This window comes from Paenarthrobacter nitroguajacolicus, from assembly GCF_029952445.1.
Lineage (GTDB): Bacteria > Actinomycetota > Actinomycetes > Actinomycetales > Micrococcaceae > Arthrobacter > Arthrobacter nitroguajacolicus_B.
Map to the genome: position 1 here is coordinate 25,502 of NZ_JAQPPK010000031.1, position 19,856 is coordinate 45,357.

At 63.4% G+C, this 19,856-nt stretch carries 14 protein-coding genes and 1 pseudogene; 4 read left to right on the forward strand and 11 right to left on the reverse strand.

Annotation, left to right across the window (positions count from 1 at the left end; genetic code table 11):
• The 3 genes and pseudogenes from PJL15_RS19045 to PJL15_RS19060 all read right to left on the reverse strand — a co-directional run bounded on the left by PJL15_RS19045 (position 1) and on the right by PJL15_RS19060 (position 3,207).
• Positions 1 to 918 (reverse strand): carbohydrate ABC transporter permease, encoded by a 918-nt coding sequence (locus tag PJL15_RS19045; RefSeq protein ID WP_281452699.1) that lies wholly within the window; start codon positions 916 to 918, stop codon positions 1 to 3.
• The gene (locus PJL15_RS19050; protein ID WP_281452700.1) at positions 915 to 1,868 is read right to left on the reverse strand and encodes a carbohydrate ABC transporter permease; all 954 of its coding nucleotides are present in this window, start codon (positions 1,866 to 1,868) and stop codon (positions 915 to 917) included. The genes PJL15_RS19045 and PJL15_RS19050 overlap by 4 nt, the downstream gene beginning before the upstream one ends.
• Before the next feature lie 48 nt (positions 1,869 to 1,916).
• Positions 1,917 to 3,207, reverse strand: a pseudogene (locus PJL15_RS19060) (ABC transporter substrate-binding protein).
• Positions 3,208 to 3,400: 193 nt separating this feature from the next.
• Between PJL15_RS19060 and PJL15_RS19065 the strand changes: the two are divergent.
• The gene (locus tag PJL15_RS19065; RefSeq protein ID WP_281452703.1) at positions 3,401 to 5,419 is read left to right on the forward strand and encodes a beta-galactosidase; all 2,019 of its coding nucleotides are present in this window, start codon (positions 3,401 to 3,403) and stop codon (positions 5,417 to 5,419) included.
• A gap of 72 nt (positions 5,420 to 5,491) precedes the next feature.
• Here the strand turns inward: PJL15_RS19065 and PJL15_RS19070 are convergent, their stop codons facing one another.
• From PJL15_RS19070 to PJL15_RS19080, 3 genes are all read right to left on the reverse strand, one after another.
• Entirely contained in the window at positions 5,492 to 6,865 is a 1,374-nt protein-coding gene (locus PJL15_RS19070) for an ABC transporter substrate-binding protein (RefSeq protein ID WP_281452704.1), read from the reverse strand.
• 113 nt (positions 6,866 to 6,978) lie between these two features.
• Complete coding sequence (locus PJL15_RS19075) at positions 6,979 to 7,911, reverse strand: carbohydrate ABC transporter permease (protein ID WP_281452705.1); 933 nt, start codon at positions 7,909 to 7,911, stop codon at positions 6,979 to 6,981.
• The gene (locus PJL15_RS19080; protein WP_281452706.1) at positions 7,904 to 8,848 is read right to left on the reverse strand and encodes a carbohydrate ABC transporter permease; all 945 of its coding nucleotides are present in this window, start codon (positions 8,846 to 8,848) and stop codon (positions 7,904 to 7,906) included. Before PJL15_RS19080 ends, PJL15_RS19075 begins: the two co-directional genes overlap by 8 nt.
• 372 nt (positions 8,849 to 9,220) lie before the next feature.
• On the opposite strand from PJL15_RS19080, the gene PJL15_RS19085 reads away from it, so the two are divergent.
• From PJL15_RS19085 to PJL15_RS19095, 3 genes are read left to right on the forward strand one after another with little or no spacing between them, the layout of a single operon-like run.
• Positions 9,221 to 10,480 (forward strand): dienelactone hydrolase family protein, encoded by a 1,260-nt coding sequence (locus tag PJL15_RS19085; RefSeq protein ID WP_281452707.1) that lies wholly within the window; start codon positions 9,221 to 9,223, stop codon positions 10,478 to 10,480.
• Positions 10,477 to 12,552: a DUF6807 family protein gene (locus tag PJL15_RS19090; RefSeq protein ID WP_281452708.1), complete on the forward strand. Its 2,076-nt coding sequence runs from the start codon at positions 10,477 to 10,479 to the stop codon at positions 12,550 to 12,552. Before PJL15_RS19085 ends, PJL15_RS19090 begins: the two co-directional genes overlap by 4 nt.
• On the forward strand, positions 12,549 to 13,685 hold the full coding sequence (locus PJL15_RS19095) for a M24 family metallopeptidase (protein WP_281452709.1): 1,137 nt from the start codon (positions 12,549 to 12,551) through the stop codon (positions 13,683 to 13,685). The genes PJL15_RS19090 and PJL15_RS19095 overlap by 4 nt, the downstream gene beginning before the upstream one ends.
• A gap of 137 nt (positions 13,686 to 13,822) precedes the next feature.
• Here PJL15_RS19095 and PJL15_RS19100 read toward each other — a convergent pair whose 3' ends face one another.
• The 5 genes from PJL15_RS19100 to PJL15_RS19120 are packed head-to-tail and all read right to left on the reverse strand — an operon-like array spanning position 13,823 to position 19,746.
• The gene (locus PJL15_RS19100; protein WP_281452710.1) at positions 13,823 to 15,274 is read right to left on the reverse strand and encodes an aldehyde dehydrogenase (NADP(+)); all 1,452 of its coding nucleotides are present in this window, start codon (positions 15,272 to 15,274) and stop codon (positions 13,823 to 13,825) included.
• Positions 15,255 to 16,409, reverse strand: a complete 1,155-nt coding sequence (locus PJL15_RS19105; protein WP_281452711.1) for a mandelate racemase/muconate lactonizing enzyme family protein — start codon at positions 16,407 to 16,409, stop codon at positions 15,255 to 15,257. Before PJL15_RS19105 ends, PJL15_RS19100 begins: the two co-directional genes overlap by 20 nt.
• The gene (locus PJL15_RS19110; RefSeq protein WP_281452712.1) at positions 16,409 to 17,314 is read right to left on the reverse strand and encodes a 5-dehydro-4-deoxyglucarate dehydratase; all 906 of its coding nucleotides are present in this window, start codon (positions 17,312 to 17,314) and stop codon (positions 16,409 to 16,411) included. Before PJL15_RS19110 ends, PJL15_RS19105 begins: the two co-directional genes overlap by 1 nt.
• On the reverse strand, positions 17,311 to 18,306 hold the full coding sequence (locus PJL15_RS19115) for an NAD-dependent epimerase/dehydratase family protein (RefSeq protein WP_281452713.1): 996 nt from the start codon (positions 18,304 to 18,306) through the stop codon (positions 17,311 to 17,313). Before PJL15_RS19115 ends, PJL15_RS19110 begins: the two co-directional genes overlap by 4 nt.
• A 27-nt stretch (positions 18,307 to 18,333) precedes the next feature.
• Positions 18,334 to 19,746: a Gfo/Idh/MocA family protein gene (locus tag PJL15_RS19120; protein WP_281452714.1), complete on the reverse strand. Its 1,413-nt coding sequence runs from the start codon at positions 19,744 to 19,746 to the stop codon at positions 18,334 to 18,336.
• Positions 19,747 to 19,856 lie beyond the last annotated feature (110 nt).

The window sequence follows — 19,856 nt, forward strand, 5'->3', positions numbered from 1 at the left end:
TTAGCCCTTGAGGCCCTGCGTTGAAACGCCTTCGACGATGTAGCGCTGGAAAACCAGGAAGAAGACAAGCACCGGCAGCAGCGCCAGGACCGACATCGCGATCATGGCCCCGTAGTCCGAGGACTGTGTCTGGTCCACAAAGAGGCGCAGCGCCAAGGGCAACGGGTACTTTTCCGGTGTGTTCAGGTAGAGAAGCGGCCCCAGGAAGTCGTTCCAGCTCCAGATGAAGGAAAAGATGGACGTGGAAATCAGGGCCGGCTTCATCAGTGGAAGCATGATGGACCTGAAAATCCTCACGTGTCCTGCGCCGTCGATGCGCGCCGCTTCATCGAGTTCAGCCGGCAGGCCCCGCATGAACTGGACCATGAGGAAGACAAAGAACGCGTCGGCGGCCAGGAACTTACCGATCAGCAACGGGACGTAAGTGTCCACCAAGCCCAGCTGCTGGAACACGATGTACTGCGGGATGATCACCACGTGGAATGGCAGGAGCAGGGTGGCGATCATCATGCCGAAGAACAGGCCGCGTCCGGGAAAGTTGATCCTGGCGAACGCGTAGGCCGAGACGCTGGCTGATAAGACAGTGCCCACAACAGCGCCCACGGCAAGGATCAGGGAGTTGGTGAAGAACGTCAGCGTGGAGACCCCACCGATGCCGTCCATGGCGGTGGCGAAGTTGTCGAAGCTGAAGTTGCTGGACCAGAGCGCGTTGTTGGCGCCGCCGATTTCCGAGTTCGGCTTGAAGGCGGACGCGATCATCCACAGGGCCGGGTAGAGGACCATCGCCACCAGTGCCAGGGCAACGATGTGGAAGATGGCGCTCTTGATGCGCTTGGCCGTGACGGACTCGGACTTCGGGTTGTAATCCGCGGACGTGGTGCCGGGCGTGGATTGGACGGGAGTTGCCGTGGTTGTCATTTCGAATCACCGCTGTAGTGGACCCAGGACTTGGAGGTCTTGAAGAAGATCAGCGTGATGATGCCGACCACAATCACCAGGAGCCAGGCCATGGCCGAGGCGTAGCCCATCCGGAAATCGCTGAAACCGCGCAAGTACAGGTAGAGGGTATAGAAGAGTGTGGAGCCGGCGGGGCCGCCTTCACCGTTGGAGATGATGTAAGCCGAAGCGAAAATCTGGAAGGCGTGGATGGTTTCCATCAGCAGGTTGAAGAAGATCACCGGGGAAAGCATGGGCCAGGTAATGTTCAGGAATTTCCGGACGGGGCCGGCGCCGTCCATGGACGCTGCCTCGTAAAGATCCGCGGGGATCTGCTTGAGGCCCGCCAGGAAGATCACCATCGGCGCGCCGAACTGCCACACCGTCAAAAGGATCATCATGCCCATGGTCATGTTGGGGTTGCCCACCCAACCGCCGAGGTTGATGCCGAAGAACGACAATCCTTGGTCCACAGGCCCGGAATCGCCGAACATGGCTTTCCATACGATGGCGATGGAGACGCTGGCCCCGATAAGCGACGGCGCGTAGAACGCTGACCTGTAGAAGCCTTGGCCTTTTCGCTTGCTGTTGAGGAGCATCGCGACCGCCAAGGCCGCGGCGAGCTTCAAAGGAGTTCCGACCACCACGTAGTTCAGGGTCACGCCCACCGACTGCAGGAACCGTTCGTCCTGGAAAAGGGTGGTGTAGTTGTCCAGGCCAATCCATTTGGGGGCGTCAAACAGGTTGTAGTTGGTGAAGGAGAGGTACAGCGAGGAAATCATCGGGCCTACGGTCAGGGCGATGAATCCCAGCAGCCAAGGCAACAGGAAGGTATAGCCGGCGCGGGCGTCCGCCCCCCGCCGCCGCGACTTGCGCGGCTGCGAGGGAGCGGACGACTGGGAGCGCCTGCTCAGGGTTGGGCTTTGAGTCACAAGATCAGTCCGTCAGTTGGGAAAGCCGTATCAGACACGGTGGCCTGATCAGGCGTTCTGCTTGATGAGGTCTTCGGCTTCCTTGAACCACGCATCAGCCGCGCCGTCGATGGTCAACTTGCCGTAATTCAGGTCAGAGCTGACGCGCTTGAAGGTTGATTCAAGCGTGCCGAAGCCGACGATGGGCGGCTCGGGAGCATCCTTGAGGTACTTCTCGATAGACTTCTCGTAATCCACCACCAACTTGTCGGTGCCTTCGAACGTGGTGCCGTCGCGCTGGGTCTTCGACGCCGGAACGCCGCGGGAGGTCTTGAAGATCTGGGCCAACCTCGGGATCGTTGACCATGAAGTCGATGAAGCGGGCCGCAGCATCCTTGTACTTGGTCTTGGCGCTGGCCACCATCAACATGGAGGGCTTGAGGAACAGGCCCAGGTTGTCCGGTTCATCGGAAGGAACCGGCACAAGCTTCAGTTCCTTGGCTCCGCTGTCTGCCAGGTAGCCGGCCATGAAGTTGTCCCACGTGACTTCCGTTGCCGTGACGTTGGAGCCGAACGGGGACTTGGGCAGCAACTGGGTGGTCTTGTCTTCGCCAACGATCGCGCCCGTACCGCGCAGGTTTGCGCTGAGGTTCCACCACTTCTTGAGGTCGTCCTTGGAGAAACCAAGCTTTCCCTCGTCGGTGAAGGCCTTGATGTTGTTCTGCCGCAGCCAGATGTTGAAGTTCCACCAGACACCGGTGTAATCGGTGCCGCCGAACAGTGTGCCATTGCCCTTTTGGCCAACCTCGGCCAGGAAGGCGTTGAACTCCTTGTAGTTCCACGATCCGTCGGGCTCGGCAATACCCAATGATGCGAGCTTGGCGGGATCGTAATACACAGCGAAAGCATTCGTGCTGGTGGGAATGCCGAACGTCTTGCCCTTGATCTGGCCCGACGGGAGGAGCGATTTGTCGAATCCGTCCGTATTGATCTTGACCGTACCGAGGTCCAGGAGCTGGTTCCGCTGGCCGTAGTCGCGGAGGTAGGACAGATCCCATTGCATGACGTCAGGCAAGCCACCACCGGCAGCTTCGGTGGCGCGCTTCTGCCAGTAGCCTGCGAAGTCGGAGAAGTTGCCGTTGACTTTGATGTCCGGGTTCTTGGTTTCGAAAAGTGCGATGGCCTTCCGGGTGCGTTCTGCCCGGTCGTCATTGCCCCACCAGGTGTAGGTGATGGTGACGGGCTTGTCCGCGGAACCGGTTTGGCCGGAGGACGAGGACTGGCCACCACAGGCTGAGAGGAACGCGGCAGATGCAGTGCCGAGAGCCACGGTGGTGAGGAATTTCCTTCTATCGATCATGAGAGCCTCCTTGCTCAGTTGGTGCAAGCTGTCCGGGGTTCTGCAACGTGGCAGTGATCTCGCTTACACTCGTTCTGAATCGATACAATATCCTTATTGGACAGTCTCGGCAAGCGTTTTCCAAAGCCCGGGTCTTCCTGCCCTTCCGCCCGTGACTTCCAGCAAGAACCACCAACCCGACGAAGGAGTCCCCATGACCTCTCCCGATACCCCCCACCGTCCTTCGGTTTGGAACAGCTTGGACGGCTTGGCATATGGCGGGGACTACAACCCGGAACAGTGGCCGGAGCATGTGCGGCTCGAAGACATCGAGCTGATGAAGGAAGCCGGCGTCAACTTCCTGAGCGTCGGAATCTTCTCCTGGGGCCTACTGGAACCCACCGAGGGAAATTACGATTTCGGCTGGTTGGACGATGTCCTGGACAACCTCCATGGCGCCGGCATCAAGGTGGCCCTCGCCACGGCCACCGCTTCTCCCCCGGCCTGGCTTGCCCGCAAATACCCCGAAATCCTGCCCGTCACTGCGGAAGGCACCAAACTTGAGCGGGGCTCGCGACGCCACTACACGCCGTCGTCAACCGTGTACCGCAGGTACGCCACCACCATGACGCGCGTGATCGCCGAACGCTACAAGGACCACCCCGCCCTGGCGCTCTGGCACGTCGACAACGAACTCGGCTGCCACGTGGGCGAGTTCCACGGAGAGGAAGACGCCGCCGCGTTCAGGTCCTGGCTCACCCGCCGCTACAGCTCCATCGAGGAACTCAACGAGTCCTGGGGCACGGCATTTTGGTCCCAGCACTACGCCTCCTTTGACGAGATCATCCCGCCGGGAGCCGCCCCCACCACCCTGAACCCCGGCCAACAACTGGACTTTGCCCGGTTCAATTCCTGGGTGTTCATGGACTACTACCGCGAATTGCTGGCGGTCCTCCGCGAAGTCACGCCGGGCATACCTGCTGCCACCAACTTCATGGTGTCCAGCGCGACCAAAACCCTGGACTACTTCGACTGGTCAAAGGACATGGACGTAGTGGCCAATGACCACTACCTGGTGGCAGCCGACCCTGAGCGCCATATCGAACTCGCCTTCAGTGCCGACCTCACCCGCGGAGTAGCAGGCGGAGCGCCGTGGATCCTCATGGAACACTCCACGTCGGCGGTCAACTGGCAGCCACACAACCAGCCCAAGATGCCAGGCGAGATGCTGCGCAACTCACTCACGCACGTAGCCCGCGGGGCAGATGCCGTGATGTTCTTCCAGTGGCGGCAAAGCAAGGCAGGATCCGAGAAGTTCCACTCGGCCATGGTCCCCCACGGTGGCCGCGATACACAGGTATGGCGGAACGTGGTGGAGCTCGGGCAAGCCTTGTCCAGGCTGGAACCCGTCAAGGGCTCGCGGGTGGAATCCAAGGTGGCGATCGTGTTCGACTACGAGGCCTGGTGGGCTTCGGAACTGGACTCGCACCCCAGCAACTCGCTGAAATACCTGGACACCATGCGCGCTTTCCACCGCGCGCTCTACCTCCGCGGAATCACCACCGACTTCGTCCATCCCTCAGCGGATTTGTCAGGTTATGAGCTCATTCTGGTGTGCACCCTGTACTCCGTCACGGACGCGGCCGCCACCTCAATAGCCGAGGCCGCCAAGGGTGGGGCCACGGTTCTGGTCAGCTATTTCAGCGGCATCGTTGACGAGCGGGACCACGTACGCCTGGGCGGTTATCCCGGCGCCTTCCGGGAACTGCTGGGCATTCGAAGCGAAGAATTCCATCCATTGTTCCCCGGTGGCACCCTTACCCTGAGCGATGGAACCGTGGGCTCAGTGTGGAGCGAGCACGTTCACGCAGGACCGGATACCCGGGTGGAGGCGACGTTCACCGGCTATCCCTTGGAGGGAGTCCCGGCCTTGACCCGGCGCAGCGTGGGGGCGGGTTCGGCCTGGTACCTCGCAACGCTCCCGGACGCCGCGGGAATCGATGGGTTGACCGCCCGACTCGTGGAAGAAGCCGGGGTGAGGTCGGCGACCGAGGCATCCACCGGCGTCGAACTCTCGCGGCGCACAGCCGACGACGGCCGCACCTTCCTGTTCGCCATCAACCACAGCCGCGAGGACGCCACAGTAAAGGCCGACGGCGAGGACCTCCTCAGCGGCGCGCGTTTCAGTGGCGTTGTCCCCGCCGGAGCCGTGGCCGTCATCGCGGAAAGCTGACCGGCACAAAAAAGAAGCGCCCCGGGCCGGTCACGAATGACCAACCCGGGGCGCTTTGCCTGTTTGAAGGAGCTAACTGATGGCGGACTTCATTTCGTCCACAGCCTTCTTGCCGGCTTCTTCTGCCGAAAGCCTGTTGAACATGACCTCCGAGGTGTACCGCTTGATGATTTCCTGGATGGCACCGGCGCCCTTGGGCGGAGCGGCCGGCGCATCCCCGAGCTCGTCCTTGATGGAGTCAATGAAGTCCACTACCTTCACGTCAGCCTTGGCGAGCTTGGGTGCGATCGCTTCGCGAACATCGGAGTTCGGGTAGACGCCGCGGTCTGCCAGGAGAATCTCGCCGGCCTTGACGTTGTTGGTCAGGAAGTCGATGAACTTGGCAGCTTCTTCAGGGTGCTTGGACCGCGATGACGCAGACCAGAACTGCGAGGCCTTGTACCAGAGCCCGGCGTCGTCAGCCTTGCCGGTCTTCGACGGGAAGCGGAGGATCTGGAGTTCGCCACCCGCCGCCTTCTCCAAAGCGGGGAGCTGGTTGGACCACCAGAACGCCATGCCGTTCTTGCCGGTCGCCAGGCCACTCTGGTCCAGCGGTGCGGCTTCGGCTTCAACGATTTCCGACGCCGACGGAACGGCCTTCTTGTCGCTCATGTCCTTCAGGAATTCCCAGTAGTCCTTGATGTCGGAGGGCTCGAAGCCGAGCTTGCCGTCCTGGGTGTACAGCGACTTGCCGTTCTGGCGCAGCCACACTCCAAGGGAAGCCTCATCCGTACCGTAGGCCGCGGCACCGTACGTACCCTTGGGAGACTTGGCCGTCACCTCGGCAGCGATCCTTTCGAAGTCATCCCAGGTCCAGGTTTTGTCGTCCGGCATTGGCACTCCGGCAGCTTGGAACACGGCCGGGTTGGCCAGGATAGTGGCGGCGTTGATGCCTGCCGCGATACCCGTGAGGCCCTTCTCCCCCTTGCCCGCGTTCAGCGCGGCTTCGTCCATCTTGGACGTATCGATCTTGTACTTTGAAAGATCGAGCAGCGCGCCGCGGGTGGAGTACTCGGTGATGTACTTTTCGTCCATCTGGATGATGTCGGGAGCGTCGTTGGCCGCTACTTGCGTTGCCAGCTTGTCCCAATAGCCGGACCAGTCGCCGAACTCCGCTTTGACAGTGATGTTCGGGTTCTCGGCCTCGAAGGCCTTGATGGCTTCCTGGGTCAGCTTGGCCCGCTGGTCCCCACCCCACCAGGAGAAGCGAAGCTCCACCTTGCCGTCTGCGCTCTTCGGTTCCGAACCACCGCCACAGGCGGTGAGTGCGAGGACCGCGGCGGCCGTGGCGGCGATCAGGGCAGAGGCACGGAGCTTGCGCTTGGTGCGTTTGGCCTTGGAAACCAAGGGACCTCCTGTTGATGTTGCGGCGGGGGCGACTGCTTCACCCTCTGGATTTGCGGGCACTGATGTCTCCGATCTTCGTTGATCCTGATGCGATGCGATTGGCGGGAAAGCGTTTTCTTGCGTTGAATTTATGGTACAAGTCACATTCTTGTAATACAAGATACTTGATGCGGCTACTTGATACCGGTAGTTGCGATGCCCTTGATGAGGAACCTCTGGCCGAAGAGGAACACCAGGAAGACGGGCAGCAAGGACACGATGGACATGGCGAAGAGTGATCCCCAACTGGTGGCCGACTGCGAGTCCACGAACGCGCGCAGGGCAACCGGAACAGTGAACATATCCGGGTCGGTCAGGTAGATCAGCGCCCCGAAGAAGTCATTCCAGGTCCAGATGAACGTGAAGATGGTGGTGGTTGCCAGGGCCGGCACCATCAGCGGCAGGATAACCCGCAGGAAGATCCTGGGGTGCCCTGCGCCATCGATGCGGGCTGCTTCGTCCAGGTCCTTGGGAATGCCGCGGATGAACTGGACCATCAGGAAGACGAAGAACGCGTCCGTGGCCAGCAGCTTGGGCACAATCAGCGGCCAGAACGTATTCACCCAGCCGATCTGCGAGAACAGTATGTACTGGGGCACGATGATCACGTGGAACGGGAGCATGATGGTCAGCAGCATGATGCCGAAGAACAGCTTCTTGCCGGTGAACTGCAGGCGGGCGAACGCGTATGCGGCCATGGAACAGGACACCAGGTTGCCCACGATAGAGCCCAGGACCACGATCGCCGAGTTGATCATGTAATGCCCGAACGGGTGGGTCAGCGCCGACCAGCCGTCCGTGTAGTTGCTCATTTCCAGGTTGTTCAGCCACAGGCCGGGCTCGCGGAAAATGAGGTCGTTCGGACGCAGGGAGGAAATCACCATCCACAGCAGCGGGTAGATCATCACGCCACCGACGATGATCAGGATGGCGTGCTTGATCAGGCCCTTGATGCGGGCACTGCGGCTGAAAGCCAGATTGCCACGGGATTCACGCCGGCGCGGGCTCTTGCCGGACTTTGCGGCGGAATCGCCACCGGCAGCGGGGAGGGTCTGGAGTTTAGTCATCGTAGAACACCCAATACTTTGAAGCGATGAAGTTGATGGCAGTGAAGACACCGATGATGACCAGCAGGAACCAGGCCATCGCTGAGGCGTAGCCCATATCAAACTGGCCGAAGCCCTTTTGGTAAAGGTACAGGGTGAAGAACATGGTGGAGTCGGATGGACCGCCATTGCCGCCGGAGACGATGAACGCCTGAGTAAACGACTGGAACGAACCAATGATCTGCAGTACCAGGTTGAAGAAAATGATGGGGCTCAGCATGGGAAGCGTGATCCGCCAGAACTGCTGGAGCGTGGTGGCACCATCGACCTTTGCTGCCTCGTAGTACATAACCGGGATCTGCCGCAGGCCGGCCAGGAAAATGATCATGGGGCTGCCGAAGGTCCACACGTGAAGCAGGATGATGGAGCCAAGGGCCGTGTTGGGATCCGAGATCCAGCCCGGACCCTGGATTCCGATCATTGCCAGCACCTGGTTTACCAGGCCCGTGGTGCCGAAGATCTGCTTCCACAGGATGGCAACGGCCACGGAACCGCCCAGGAGGGAGGGCAAGTAGAAGATGGAGCGGTAGAACGGCAAACCGCGGAGGCCTTTATCGAGGACCAAGGCAATCACCAAGGCAACCGCCAGCTGGAGGGGAACGCCCACCAGGACATACGTGAACGTGACCCGAAGCGAGTTGTGGAGCCGGGCATCGCCGAACATGCGGACGAAGTTATCCAGGCCCACCCATTCCGGTGGCTGCAGGAGGTTGTAGTCCGTGAAGGACAGGTACAACGACATGAACATGGGTCCCACCGTGATGACCGCCAGGCCGAGCAACCACGGAAGGAGGAACACATAAGCGGCCTTGTTGTCGCGGCCGTTCGCCTTCTTCTCCTCCTTGGTCATCGGGCCCTTGCGGCGGGTCATCGATGAGAGTTCGCCAATAGCGCTCATTGTTTCCCCCTCGCCGTCCCGCGGGCGCCTTGCGGCGTCTCCGCGTGTTCATATGCGGCCATGTGGTCTCCTTTGGTCATCGTGGCCATCCACGGAAATACGAGTGTGGTTGGTGCTTGCCTTGCAGGCGTCGCCGGTCCTCTGGCGCTACCCCTTCGAAGTGCCAGGATGCGGGTCCCGGTTTCTGCGGCTCCGTACCAAAGTAAACGTTTTCTTGACCCATGTACAGCCTTTTGCTAATTTTTGAGAAAGCGTTTTCTTATGAAGCCGCTCCAAACGGTTTTCCACGCTGAAGAAGCCCGGCGTGCGCTTTCGCATACCCTCGGATCCGACAAGGCAGGACACCATTGTTTCCCACCAACCCCGCCTGCCATGACCGCAGTTGACGCAGCAGGACCACGTGCCCGCCCCGGCGCCCTGGGCGGGTACGAAGACTGGCCGGCATACATGTCACGGCATCACCACAGGGCGGATTCCGACGCGCGCCAGGAACTTGCCGACGCATTGGGGGTTCCGGGCGTCCCCGCCGACCTCGGGTCCCCGCCAAACGTTGAGTACACGGTGCACTGGGAGAAGAAGCACGACGGCGTCATCACCTCGTTCCTGTCCTGGCAATTGGGCTTCGGGCCCCGGACGTCGGCTTGGTTCGTGCGTCCCGCGGGCGCAACCGGCCCACTTCCGGCGCTGCTCGCCCTGCACTGCCACGGCGGGATCAAGTATTACGGTGCCGAGCGGTTGGTGGCCCTCCCCGACGAATCCGGTGGAACCGGGGCCGTAATGCCGCCTTTGGAGGAACGGGCAAGGCTTTACGGCGGCCGGGCACTCGCCACGTGGCTCGCCCAACAAGGCTTCGCAGTCCTTGCACACGACGCCTTCATGTGGGGCAGCCGCCGGTTCCGTTTGGATCCGCTACCGTGGCGGACCGCCGGCGTCATGAACGGCCAGGAGGCACTGTGGCGGCAGGCCGGCGTCGAACCTTCCGCGCCCGAACGCTACGACGCAGCAGCGGCGGCGCACGAAGAAACGGCGGCCAAAGCGGCGGCCCTAGTGGGCAGCAGCGTCGCCGGGACCGTCGCGCATGACGACCTCGCGGCGTTGTCGGTCCTCGCCGCGCTTCCTGGAGTGGACGCGGGGCGCCTGGGTTGCCTGGGTTTTTCCGGCGGTGGCGGCAGGGCTTTGGTGCTTGCAGCCCTGAGCCCACTGATCCGCAGCTATGTGGTGACGTGCATGATGACCACCTTCGCCTCGCTGCTGCCTGCCTACCTGGACGCGCATTCCTGGCTGCTGCACTCCCCCGGCCTCACCAGGCTCGGCGATTGGCCGGATCTGGCCAAGCGGTCCGAGGCGCGGGTGCTTGTCCAATACGCCTTGGACGATCCCCTCTTCCCGGAGCAGGGAATGCGCGACGCCCATGCGTACCTGTCCGGGCAGTCGCCGACCGGCCAGTTGTTAACCGGGCACTTGCCAGCCGGTCAGTCACCAAGCGGCCAGTACACCGGCAGCTTCTGGCAGGAACCCCACGTTTTCACCCCGGCCATGCAGGAGGAAGCGGCAGCGTTCCTCGCCTCTGCCCTGCAGCCCCGGCACCCCATCAATCCACCCGTACCTGACCGCACTAGGACAGACTCATGACACAACCCTCAACCAGCAACACCCTTGAGGCCCAGCCCCGGCTTCCCCGCATCGCTTTGGTGGGTGTGCACGGCTTCGGCGAGCGCCACCTGGAAAACCTGGACCGCCTCACTGCCGCCGGCGTCCTGGAGCTGGTGGCTGTCGCCGATCCGCAACCCCCTGCCGAGGGCACGCTTGCCACGAACGTAGCGGTTTACGCTTCCCTCGACGAGCTCCTCGCGGCCGGCCCCACACCGGACGTCGTTATCATTTCCACGCCGATCCAAACCCATGCTCCCCTGGCCCTTGCCGCCATCGAAGCCGGGGCAAACGTCTACCTGGAAAAGCCACCGGTCGCGTCCATGGCCCAGTACCAGGAAGTCATGGCGGCTGCCGCCAACGCCGGCTGCTTGGTTCAAGTGGGCTTCCAAAGCCTGGGCTCGGACGCACTGCCTGCCATGGACGAACTGGTGGCGTCCGGCGCGATAGGCGAGGTCCGGGGTATCAGCGCCACGGGGATGTGGTTGCGGAACAAGGCCTACTTCAAGCGTTCCCGCTGGGCAGGCAAGCGCAGCCTCAATGGAACGGACGTGGTGGATGGCGTAGCCACCAATGCTTTGGCGCACGCGGTGGCCACCGGGCTACGGCTGGCCGGGGCACGGACTGTGGACCACGTGCACTCCGTTGACACTGATCTTTACCGAGCCAACGACACCGAAAGCGATGACACCTCTGTGGTGAGGGTTCGGACGGAAAACGGCATGGTGCTGACCTGCGCGCTGACACTCAGCGCGCTCGTTCAGTCCGCGCCGACCGTCACCGTCCATGGCACCCTGGGCCAGCTGACGCTGTACTACACGGAAGACCGTGTGGAGATCACCACGCCGCAAGGAATCCGCGAGGAAACATTCGGGCGGACAGACCTCCTTGAAAACCTCTTGGCTGCGCGCAGTGAAGCGGACCTGCTCAGTCCCCTGAGCGGATCCGGGGCCTACGTGACGGTGCTCGAAGCAATCCGAACGGCGGATGCACCCCGCGCTATACCTTCCGCGTTCATTGTGTGGGAGGGCGTCGGGGACGATGCCCACGCCGTGGTGAAGGGCATCGGCTCCTTGATTCGCCGGGCCGCGTTGGGCCAGGCCACTTTTGCTGAACTCGGAGCTTTCGCTGAACCCGGAGCGCTCATTGAACCTGGGACGTCCTCCGAAACGCCTGGATTCACCGTCAACGGCACGCTCGTTGCCACCGTTCAGGACGGGACGCACATCCGTCCCACATCATCTCCGCGGCCCTACCTCCATCCCGTGCGGACACTTGGCGGCACAGTGGTCACCGACCATGTCCCGGAAGACCACGTCTGGCATTTGGGGGCAGGAGTGGCCCTGCAGGACGTGGACGGGATCAACTTCTGGGGCGGCCGCACCTACACCCGAGACGCCGGGATGTACGTCTGGCGCAAGGACCACGGCAGGATCGTCACCGAATCCGCGGAACAGGGCGACGGGTACAGGCAGGAGCAGCTGAGCTGGATCGGCCCCGACCAATCACCAGTACTCCGCGAACAGCGCGTCTGGAGATGGGCCGCCGTCGGAAGTTCGACGTGGCAACTCACGCTGGACTTCACGCTGGAATCGGCCACGGGACGACCCGTGCTGCTGGGGAGCCCGGGTTCGAACGGACGGCCGCAGGGCGGTTATGGCGGCTTCTTCTGGCGCCTGCCCAAGGTTGCCGACGCCACTATCTGGACTCCGGAGATGCGCGGCGAGGACGCGGTGCATGGCAGCATCGCGCCATGGCTGGCCTGGTCAGGAACGTTCGACGCCGGTCCTGACGACGCGCCGTCGCTCGCCGGCGGTACCGGGCTGGGCCATCCGGCAACACTTGTGTTCCTGGCCTCGCCGCAGGCACCGGACCCTTGGTTCGTGCGGCATGAGGGCTACCCCGGGGTGGGACTCTCGCTGGCGTGGGACAGCCCTGTGGCCACCGAGCCCGGCTACCCCGTCCACCGGAGCGTGAGAGTGCTGATCGCGGACGGTTTCCTGGCGACACAAGACATTGAACAGCTCATCACTACTTTGGGGGAACCGGCATGACCATACCGACTCAATCCACACCTACCCGAGCCACAGGGGACCAGTCCATACCGGTGCCAGCCGGCACCGCTGCAGGCAACGTTGCCGACCGCGCCGTCAAGCGCCAACGCGTCCTGGACATCCTGGACGCCGCCGGACGCGACTCACTGTTGCTCACCTCCAATACGGCCCTCACCTGGTACCTGGACGGCAGCCGGGTCCACATCAGCCTGGCCGGCGACCCCATCGCCGCCCTCCTGGTGGACCGTGCCGGCGACCACCTGGTGACGTTCAACAACGAGGCCGAGAGGATTGCCGCGGAGGAGCTGCCGGAGGGGGTCAGCCTGGACACGGTACCGTGGAACGGCCAGTTGCACGCTGCCGCGTCGAAGCTGGCGCTGGACGGTGATCCGCTGGTGGAAGCTGCCGTCACCACCGAACTGCGGGCCGCCCGCCAACAGCTCTTGCCAGCCGAAGCTGCCCGCTATGCCTCCCTGTCCGCCGACGCAGCGGCAGCCATGACGGATGTCCTCAAGGCAGCGACCCCTGAAACCACGGAATTCCAGCTGGTCTCGGACCTCGCGGCCCGCATCGTGGCGGTGGGAGCCGAGCCCCTCGTCCTGCTCTGCAACGGTGCCGGCCGCAGCGGCTTCCGCCATCCCCTGGCTACTCACGCCGCCATCGGACGCCGCGCCATGGCTGTGGTGTGCGCCCGCCGGAACGGCCTGGTTGCCAATGTCACCCGCTGGGTCGCGTTCGACGCCGGCTCCCCGGAGGAGCTCGACGCCGAAGCCCGCATCGCAGCGGTGGAGGCCGACATCTTCCGGGCCACGGTTCCAGGGGCCAGGCTCAACCAGGTCTTCAGGGAAATCCAGCATTCCTACGCCCGGCACGGTTTCGGCGAGGATCAGTGGACCCTCCATCACCAGGGCGGACCCGCCGGATACGCGGGCCGCGATCCCCGCGTGACGGCAGAGGTCACGGACACCATCGTCCTCAACCAGCCCTTCACCTGGAACCCGTCAGGGCCCGGGGTCAAGATCGAGGATACGGTGCTGCTCACGGATTCCGGCGTGCGGGTCTTGACGGTAGATGAACGCTGGCCGACCACCGAAGTGGACGGCCGCCGTCGTCCCGTTACGCTGCGCCCCTGACCCGGGCCACCACGCGCGAAAAGGGGCGGGGTCACCGTGATGGTGACCCCGCCCCTTTTCGTGCGTGGTGGCCCAACTAGGTGACAGCAACTGTCGCAATGAGTCCTCAAAGCGACGTTTGCTGTTACCTACTTGGGTTAACCGAGCGTCAGGATGCCGTCCACACGCCGCGGGATGCCCAACGGGTTGGCATCGCGCAAGGCCGGGTGCAGCACGCTTTCAGGGGCGTCCTGGTAGGCCACGGGGCGCTGGAAACGGCGGACCGCGGTAGCACCCACTGAGGTGAACAGCGACGTGGTGGCCGGGTAGGGGCCACCGTGCTGCTGTGCCCAGTTCACTGCGACTCCTGTGGGCCAACCGTCGAACAAAACGCGCCCGGCCAAGCCGCTCAACTGCTCCACGAGCGTCGAAACATCCTCGCCTGGCTGCGCGTGGACGGTACCCGTAAGGCTGCCGGGAACCTTGGCCAAGGCAGCGGAAAGCTCCTCTTGGCTGGAGTACTCGATGAGCAGAGTGGTCGGTCCGAAGCATTCCTCGAGCAGCTCTTCAGGGCGTTCAAGGACGTTGGCGGCGCTGGTGGAGAAGACCACGGGCGCGGCACCATCGGACAGGCTGTCCTGCTGCACGGTGCCACTGACGACGGCGACTCCCGGCTGGTCCGCTACGTTCCGCAACCCGTCGGGGTAGGCTTCCGCGATGCGCTCCGTCAGCATTGCGGCGGTCGGCTTGTCCTTGCTGGCCTCGGCCAGGTGCGCAGCGAAGTCCGTACCTGCCGGAACGAAGACCAGCCCGGGCTTGGTGCAGAACTGTCCAGCGCCCATGGTGAAGGAACCAGCCAGGCCGGCCGCGAGCTGCTGGCCGCGTTCCGCCAGGGCCTCGGCCGTGATGACAACGGGGTTCAGGCTGCCCAACTCACCGTAGAACGGAATGGGCTCGGGCCTGGAAGCAGCGAGGTCGAACAATGCCCGGCCACCTGGGATGGAGCCGGTGAAACCCACGGCTTTGATTGCGGGGTCCTGGACCAGTGCGGTACCGGCCTCGCGTCCGCTGACCAAGGCGAAGATACCCTCCGGAGCACCGGCCTTGGACAGGGCTTCGAAGACGATCTCCGCGGTCCGCTCCGACAACCGCAAGTGCCCCGAGTGCGCCTTGACGATCACCGGGCAACCGACGGCCAGTGCGGATGCGGTGTCGCCTCCGGCCACGGAGAAAGCGAAGGGGAAGTTCGACGCCGAGAACACCGCCACGGGGCCGATCGGACGCAGGATGCGGCGCAGGTCGGGCTTGGGCGGGGTGGCGGCGGGATCAGCGTGGTCGATGATCGCTTCCAAGTAGGAGCCCTCGGTGATGACCTCGGCGAACAGCCTCAGCTGCCCGCTGGTCCTTGCCACTTCACCCGTCAGCCGGACGGTGCCAAGGCTCGTCTCGGAATCAGCGATTGCCACAAGTTCGGTGACGTTGGCGTCCAACGCGTCGGCGACGGCGGTCAACCAGGCCGCGCGTTCGGCATCACTCGCTGCAGCGGTCACCTTCGCCGCCGCAGTTGCTGCCGCGGTGATGGATGTCAGGTCAAGAGTTGCTGTACTCAATGCGGTTTCCTTTGCTGTCATGGGCTGAAGTGTCAGTGGCTTGCTGCGGTGGCAAGGCACCGGCGAACTCGAAGCCGAGGCCCGGAAGGCCCGCTGAAGTGAGCCCGATGGTGCCGGTGCTGTTGCTGATCCGCACCGGGGAAGGACCGGCCAGGATTCCGAGCTGCCCGAACGAGGCATCTTCGACGTCCTCCACGCTGACCGGCTCAGCCAACGTGAGCGCCAACTGCCCCGAGAGTTCCGGAAGCAAGTGCGGCGCCACCCTGATGCTGTGGGTACGAGCCAGTTCAACAATCCTGCGGAACGGCGTGATGCCGCCCACCCGGACGATGTTGGGCTGGATGATGTCCACGGCCTCGGCCTCGATGAAATCGCGGAACCGGTACACGGTGTGGACATTTTCGCCCAATGCAATGGGCACCGGCGAGTGCTTGCGTAGGCGCCGGTAAGCCCAGAGGTCATCAGCACGGATAGGTTCCTCCAACCATTCCAGTCCGTACTCCCCCAAAACCTCCAAGGCCCGGAAGGTGTGGGCCAGGTCCCAGCGCTGGTTGGCATCGATCATGAGCAGCCGGTCAGGACCGATCACCTGACGCACAGCGGCAACCCGCTCTGCGTCTTCGCGAAGCTCGGGCTTGCCCACTTTGATCTTCACGGCCCTGTGTCCGGCCGCCACCCATCGCTGGGCCTGCTCTACGAGTTGCTCAAGGGTGTAGTGCAGGTTCACACCGGAACCGTAGACTTCCACGGAATCCTGGCGTTGACCCAGAAGACCGGTGACCGATGTGCCGGCCCGCCTCGCCGTCAGGTCCCAAAGCGCCAGATCGACGCCGGCCATTGCGATGGTGGTCAGACCCCCACCGCCGGCCTCGTGCAGCCGCTTCCAAAGCTGGTCCCAGACTGTCTCCGGATTCGCTTCCAAGCCGGCAATGAACGGCGCGATGTCGTGATCCAGAAGGGCCTTGACTGCTTGGGGACCGATGGTCGGGGTCCACGAGAAACCGTGACCCGTGCCGCCGTCGTCCGTAGTCAGTTCGGTGACAATCACATGGTTCTCGGGCGCCTCCACACCCCAGCTGCGCAGCAGCGGGACCGTGATCAGGCGGCTGGTGAGGCCCGTGATGCGGGCCGTCATCAGCTGCCTGCCAGCTCGTGGCCCTTGGCCAGGATGGCTTTGAGTTCCAGCAACTGCTCCTCTGTGGGATCAACCAGCGGGGGACGGACCGGGCCTACCGGAAGGCCTGCGAGACGCAGACCGGCCTTGATGAGCGAGACGCCGAAGCCCGGCGTCTGGTCACGGAGGCGGACAAGCGGAGCGTAGAAGCCCTCCAGCAGCGCGTGGCGGCGTTCTTCGTCACCGGCGACGTAGGCGTCGTAGTAGGCCTTGGCGATCTCCGGTGCCATGGCGAAAGCTGCCGAGGAGTACAACGGGATGCCCAGGCCACGGTAGGCGCCCTGGGTCAGTTCCGCAGTGAGGAGGCCGTTGAACAGAGCGAAGTCGGTGCGGCCGCTCGCATTGATGGCCGAAACGATTTCCTGGGCCAGGCCGACGTCGCCGATTCCGTCCTTGAAGCCGACCACCTTGGGATTCGCGGTGAGCCGGGTGATGGCTTCGGCGGTGAACTTGGCAGTGCCGCGGTGGTACACGATCACGGGCAGGCTGCTGGCCGCCGCGATGGCTTCAACATAGGCCACCACACCGTCCGTGGGACCGGTCACGAGGTACGGAGGGAGCACCAGGAGGGCATCCGCCCCGGCTTCCTCGGCAACCTTTGCAGCGGCCAGGGCGTGGCCCAAAGGACCGCCGGCACCCGAAACCACCGGAACGGCCCCTGCAACAGCCTCGACGGCGGCGGTCACCACAGTTCGGATCTCATCGAGGGAGAGCGCGTGGAATTCACCGGTGCCACACGCCGGGAAAACGCCGCCGGGACCGAACGGAAGCCGTGAGGTGATGTGCTCCTTCAGCAGGGCAACGTCCACGCTGCCGTCCTCAGCGAAGGGTGTGACGGGAAAGAACAGTACGCCGTCGAAATTCATGGTGCCTCCTTGGTTGCTCCCGCCGGGACCAGGCCGGCGTGGATCTCGTCATTGAGTGGTGCTCGGTTTGCTGCAGTATCAGGGCCCGCGTACGGCGGGGTGAGTTCAATTCGCCAGGTGCGCTTCGGTTCCCAGCCCAGGAGCTCACGGGCCTTGTCGACGGAAAATGCCGGGCTGGTTCCGGTCAGACACGCAGTGAGGTTTTCGCTGCCGGGAAGGAAACGTGGAAAGAGTTCGGCCAGTGGTGCTGTGGCCAGGGCATCCTTCGCGCCAACAAAGAACACCTCGCCGTTGGGAATGGAGTCCATCTTGTCCAGCAGCACATCAAGGAAGTCCGCCACGTCACGGGCGTCCACGTAGTTGAACAGGGCCGGAGCGGACAGGGCGGGGTCGTCCAGGCGTTCACGGACCGTGTGGCCTTGCTGCGTGAGCGCTCCTTCCCATTCCTCCGGGGAGATCACGAAGCAAGGGCGGAACGCGGCGTAGCGGATCTTGTTTCCCTGTGCAGCCGCGAACATCTGCACCGTCTGCTCGGCGATCAGCTTGGACAACGCGTAGGCATTCCACGGCTTGGGTGGCGTCTTTTCGTTCAGCGGAAACGACGGCGGCAGCCACCCTGCCGGCGAGCCGTAGCCCAGTGCGGTGGGGCTGCTTGCCGTGACGATCTTCGGGACGCCGGCATCGGTGGCTGCGCTGATGACCGCGTAGGCGAGCCGGGTGTTCGTGCTGAAGATGACGTCCTCAGGTGCGCTGAAAGGTACGGCAATAGCAGCGAGGTGGACTACGGCGTCGGGCGCTGTTTCGCGGATGAGCCGCTCCGCCTCCCCAGGCGCCAGCAGGTCCGCGCTGTATTGCTCGACGCCGGCTGGCAGTTGCGCTGCCGGAATGGCGTCACGGTCAACCGAGATCACCGTGTGGCCGGCTCCGGCGAGTCCGGACACGACGCTGCGGCCGAGCCTGCCCGAACCGCCGGTGACGAAAATCCTGCTCATGCTGTCTCCTTGTCTGGGTTGAACCGGTCAGGCCTGGCTGCGGCTGAGGTCGACGCCGAGGCCGAGTTCGCTGATCCGGACGGGAAGGTCAGTGTCCAGCGACTGGTTCCCGGCGATACCCACCGATACCGAGCGGAGTCCGTCGATGTAGCCGGACGGACGGCCCAGCGGGTCGATGCCGGGGCCGTTGAAGAGGTCCGAGAGCAGCAGGTTGTCGCCACCGCCATGGCCACCTTCACCGTTGATGATGGGGACCTCATACGCAGCTTCCCAGTGGCGCTGGACCACCAGGCGTTCGCCGTTCCGGCGCACTGCGTCCTCTTCTTCGATGGGTGTGGCGCTCGGGTCCACCACCGTCTTCTTGTCGGTGCTGGATTCGACGGCGGCGCGCTCCACCACTTCGAGTTCAGCCCTGCCCTCGGTGCCGTTGACAGTCACCCGGTAGCCTTCCCACGGGCTGTGGGCGTTCAGCGAGTAGCTCAGGGTGGGTCCGCCCTGGTAGTCCACCACGAGGGCGAGGTTGTCCTCGATGGTGATGCCCTCCGTGAAGACGTCCTGGTCGCGGAGGTAGCCGTCGAACTTTTCGTTGTCGTAGTACAGGGCTTTCAGGCGCTCATCCTCGCGCATGTCCAGACGGAAGGGATCGTGCTCCAGGCCGTCCACGGTGCCGCGTTCCGGACGGGCCCCCAAGCCACGCTCCGCAGCATTCTTCTCACCGTAGAAGCGCAGGCCACCGGAAGCGAAGACCCGTTCCGGAACGTCATTGATCCACCAGTTGACGAGGTCGAAGTGGTGCGAAGCCTTGTGGATGAGCAGGCCACCGGAGTTCTTCTTGTCCCGGTGCCAGCGGCGGAAATAGTCGGCGCCATGCACCGTGTCCAGCACCCAGCTGAAGTCGATGGACGTGACCTTTCCGATCACGCCGTTCTGGATGACTTCCTTCAGAGCGCTGTTGCGCGGTGAGTAGCGGTAGTTGAACGTGACCACAACGTTGCGTCCGGTCCTGGCCACGGCCTCGGTGATGCGGCGGCAACCCTCGACGTCAATGGTCAACGGCTTTTCAACCACGACGTCGGCACCCGCCTCGAGCGCCTCCACGATGTAGTCCGCGTGGGTGTAGTCGGGCGTCGTGACGATGACGCGCTCGATGTCGTTGGACTGGATGAAGCTGGTGAGCGAGCCCGGTTCGAAGGAAGCCACTGGCTCCGTTCCGCCGAGTTCCTTGATGAGCTCCTGGTAGAAATCCACGCGACCCTGGTTGACGTCTGACAAGGCGATGAGCTGGGCTACATCGGCGTGCTGTCCGTAGATTGCCCGGATGTACATTTCCGAGCGGCCACCGGTTCCGATCAGGGCAATGCGGGTCCGCTGGCGGCCGTCTGTCCGGGTTGCCGCTTCTGCTGGTGGGGTCCGGGTCTCGGCTGAGTCGACGTTGACCATGTGAATGCCCCTTTCAAAAGGCAGGAGTGAACCGCTTGACGGCCCGGGTGTGTGTGGAAGAATAAGCGAGAAAGCGTTTTCTCAGAGGGTTATAAGCTTTCTATCAAGAC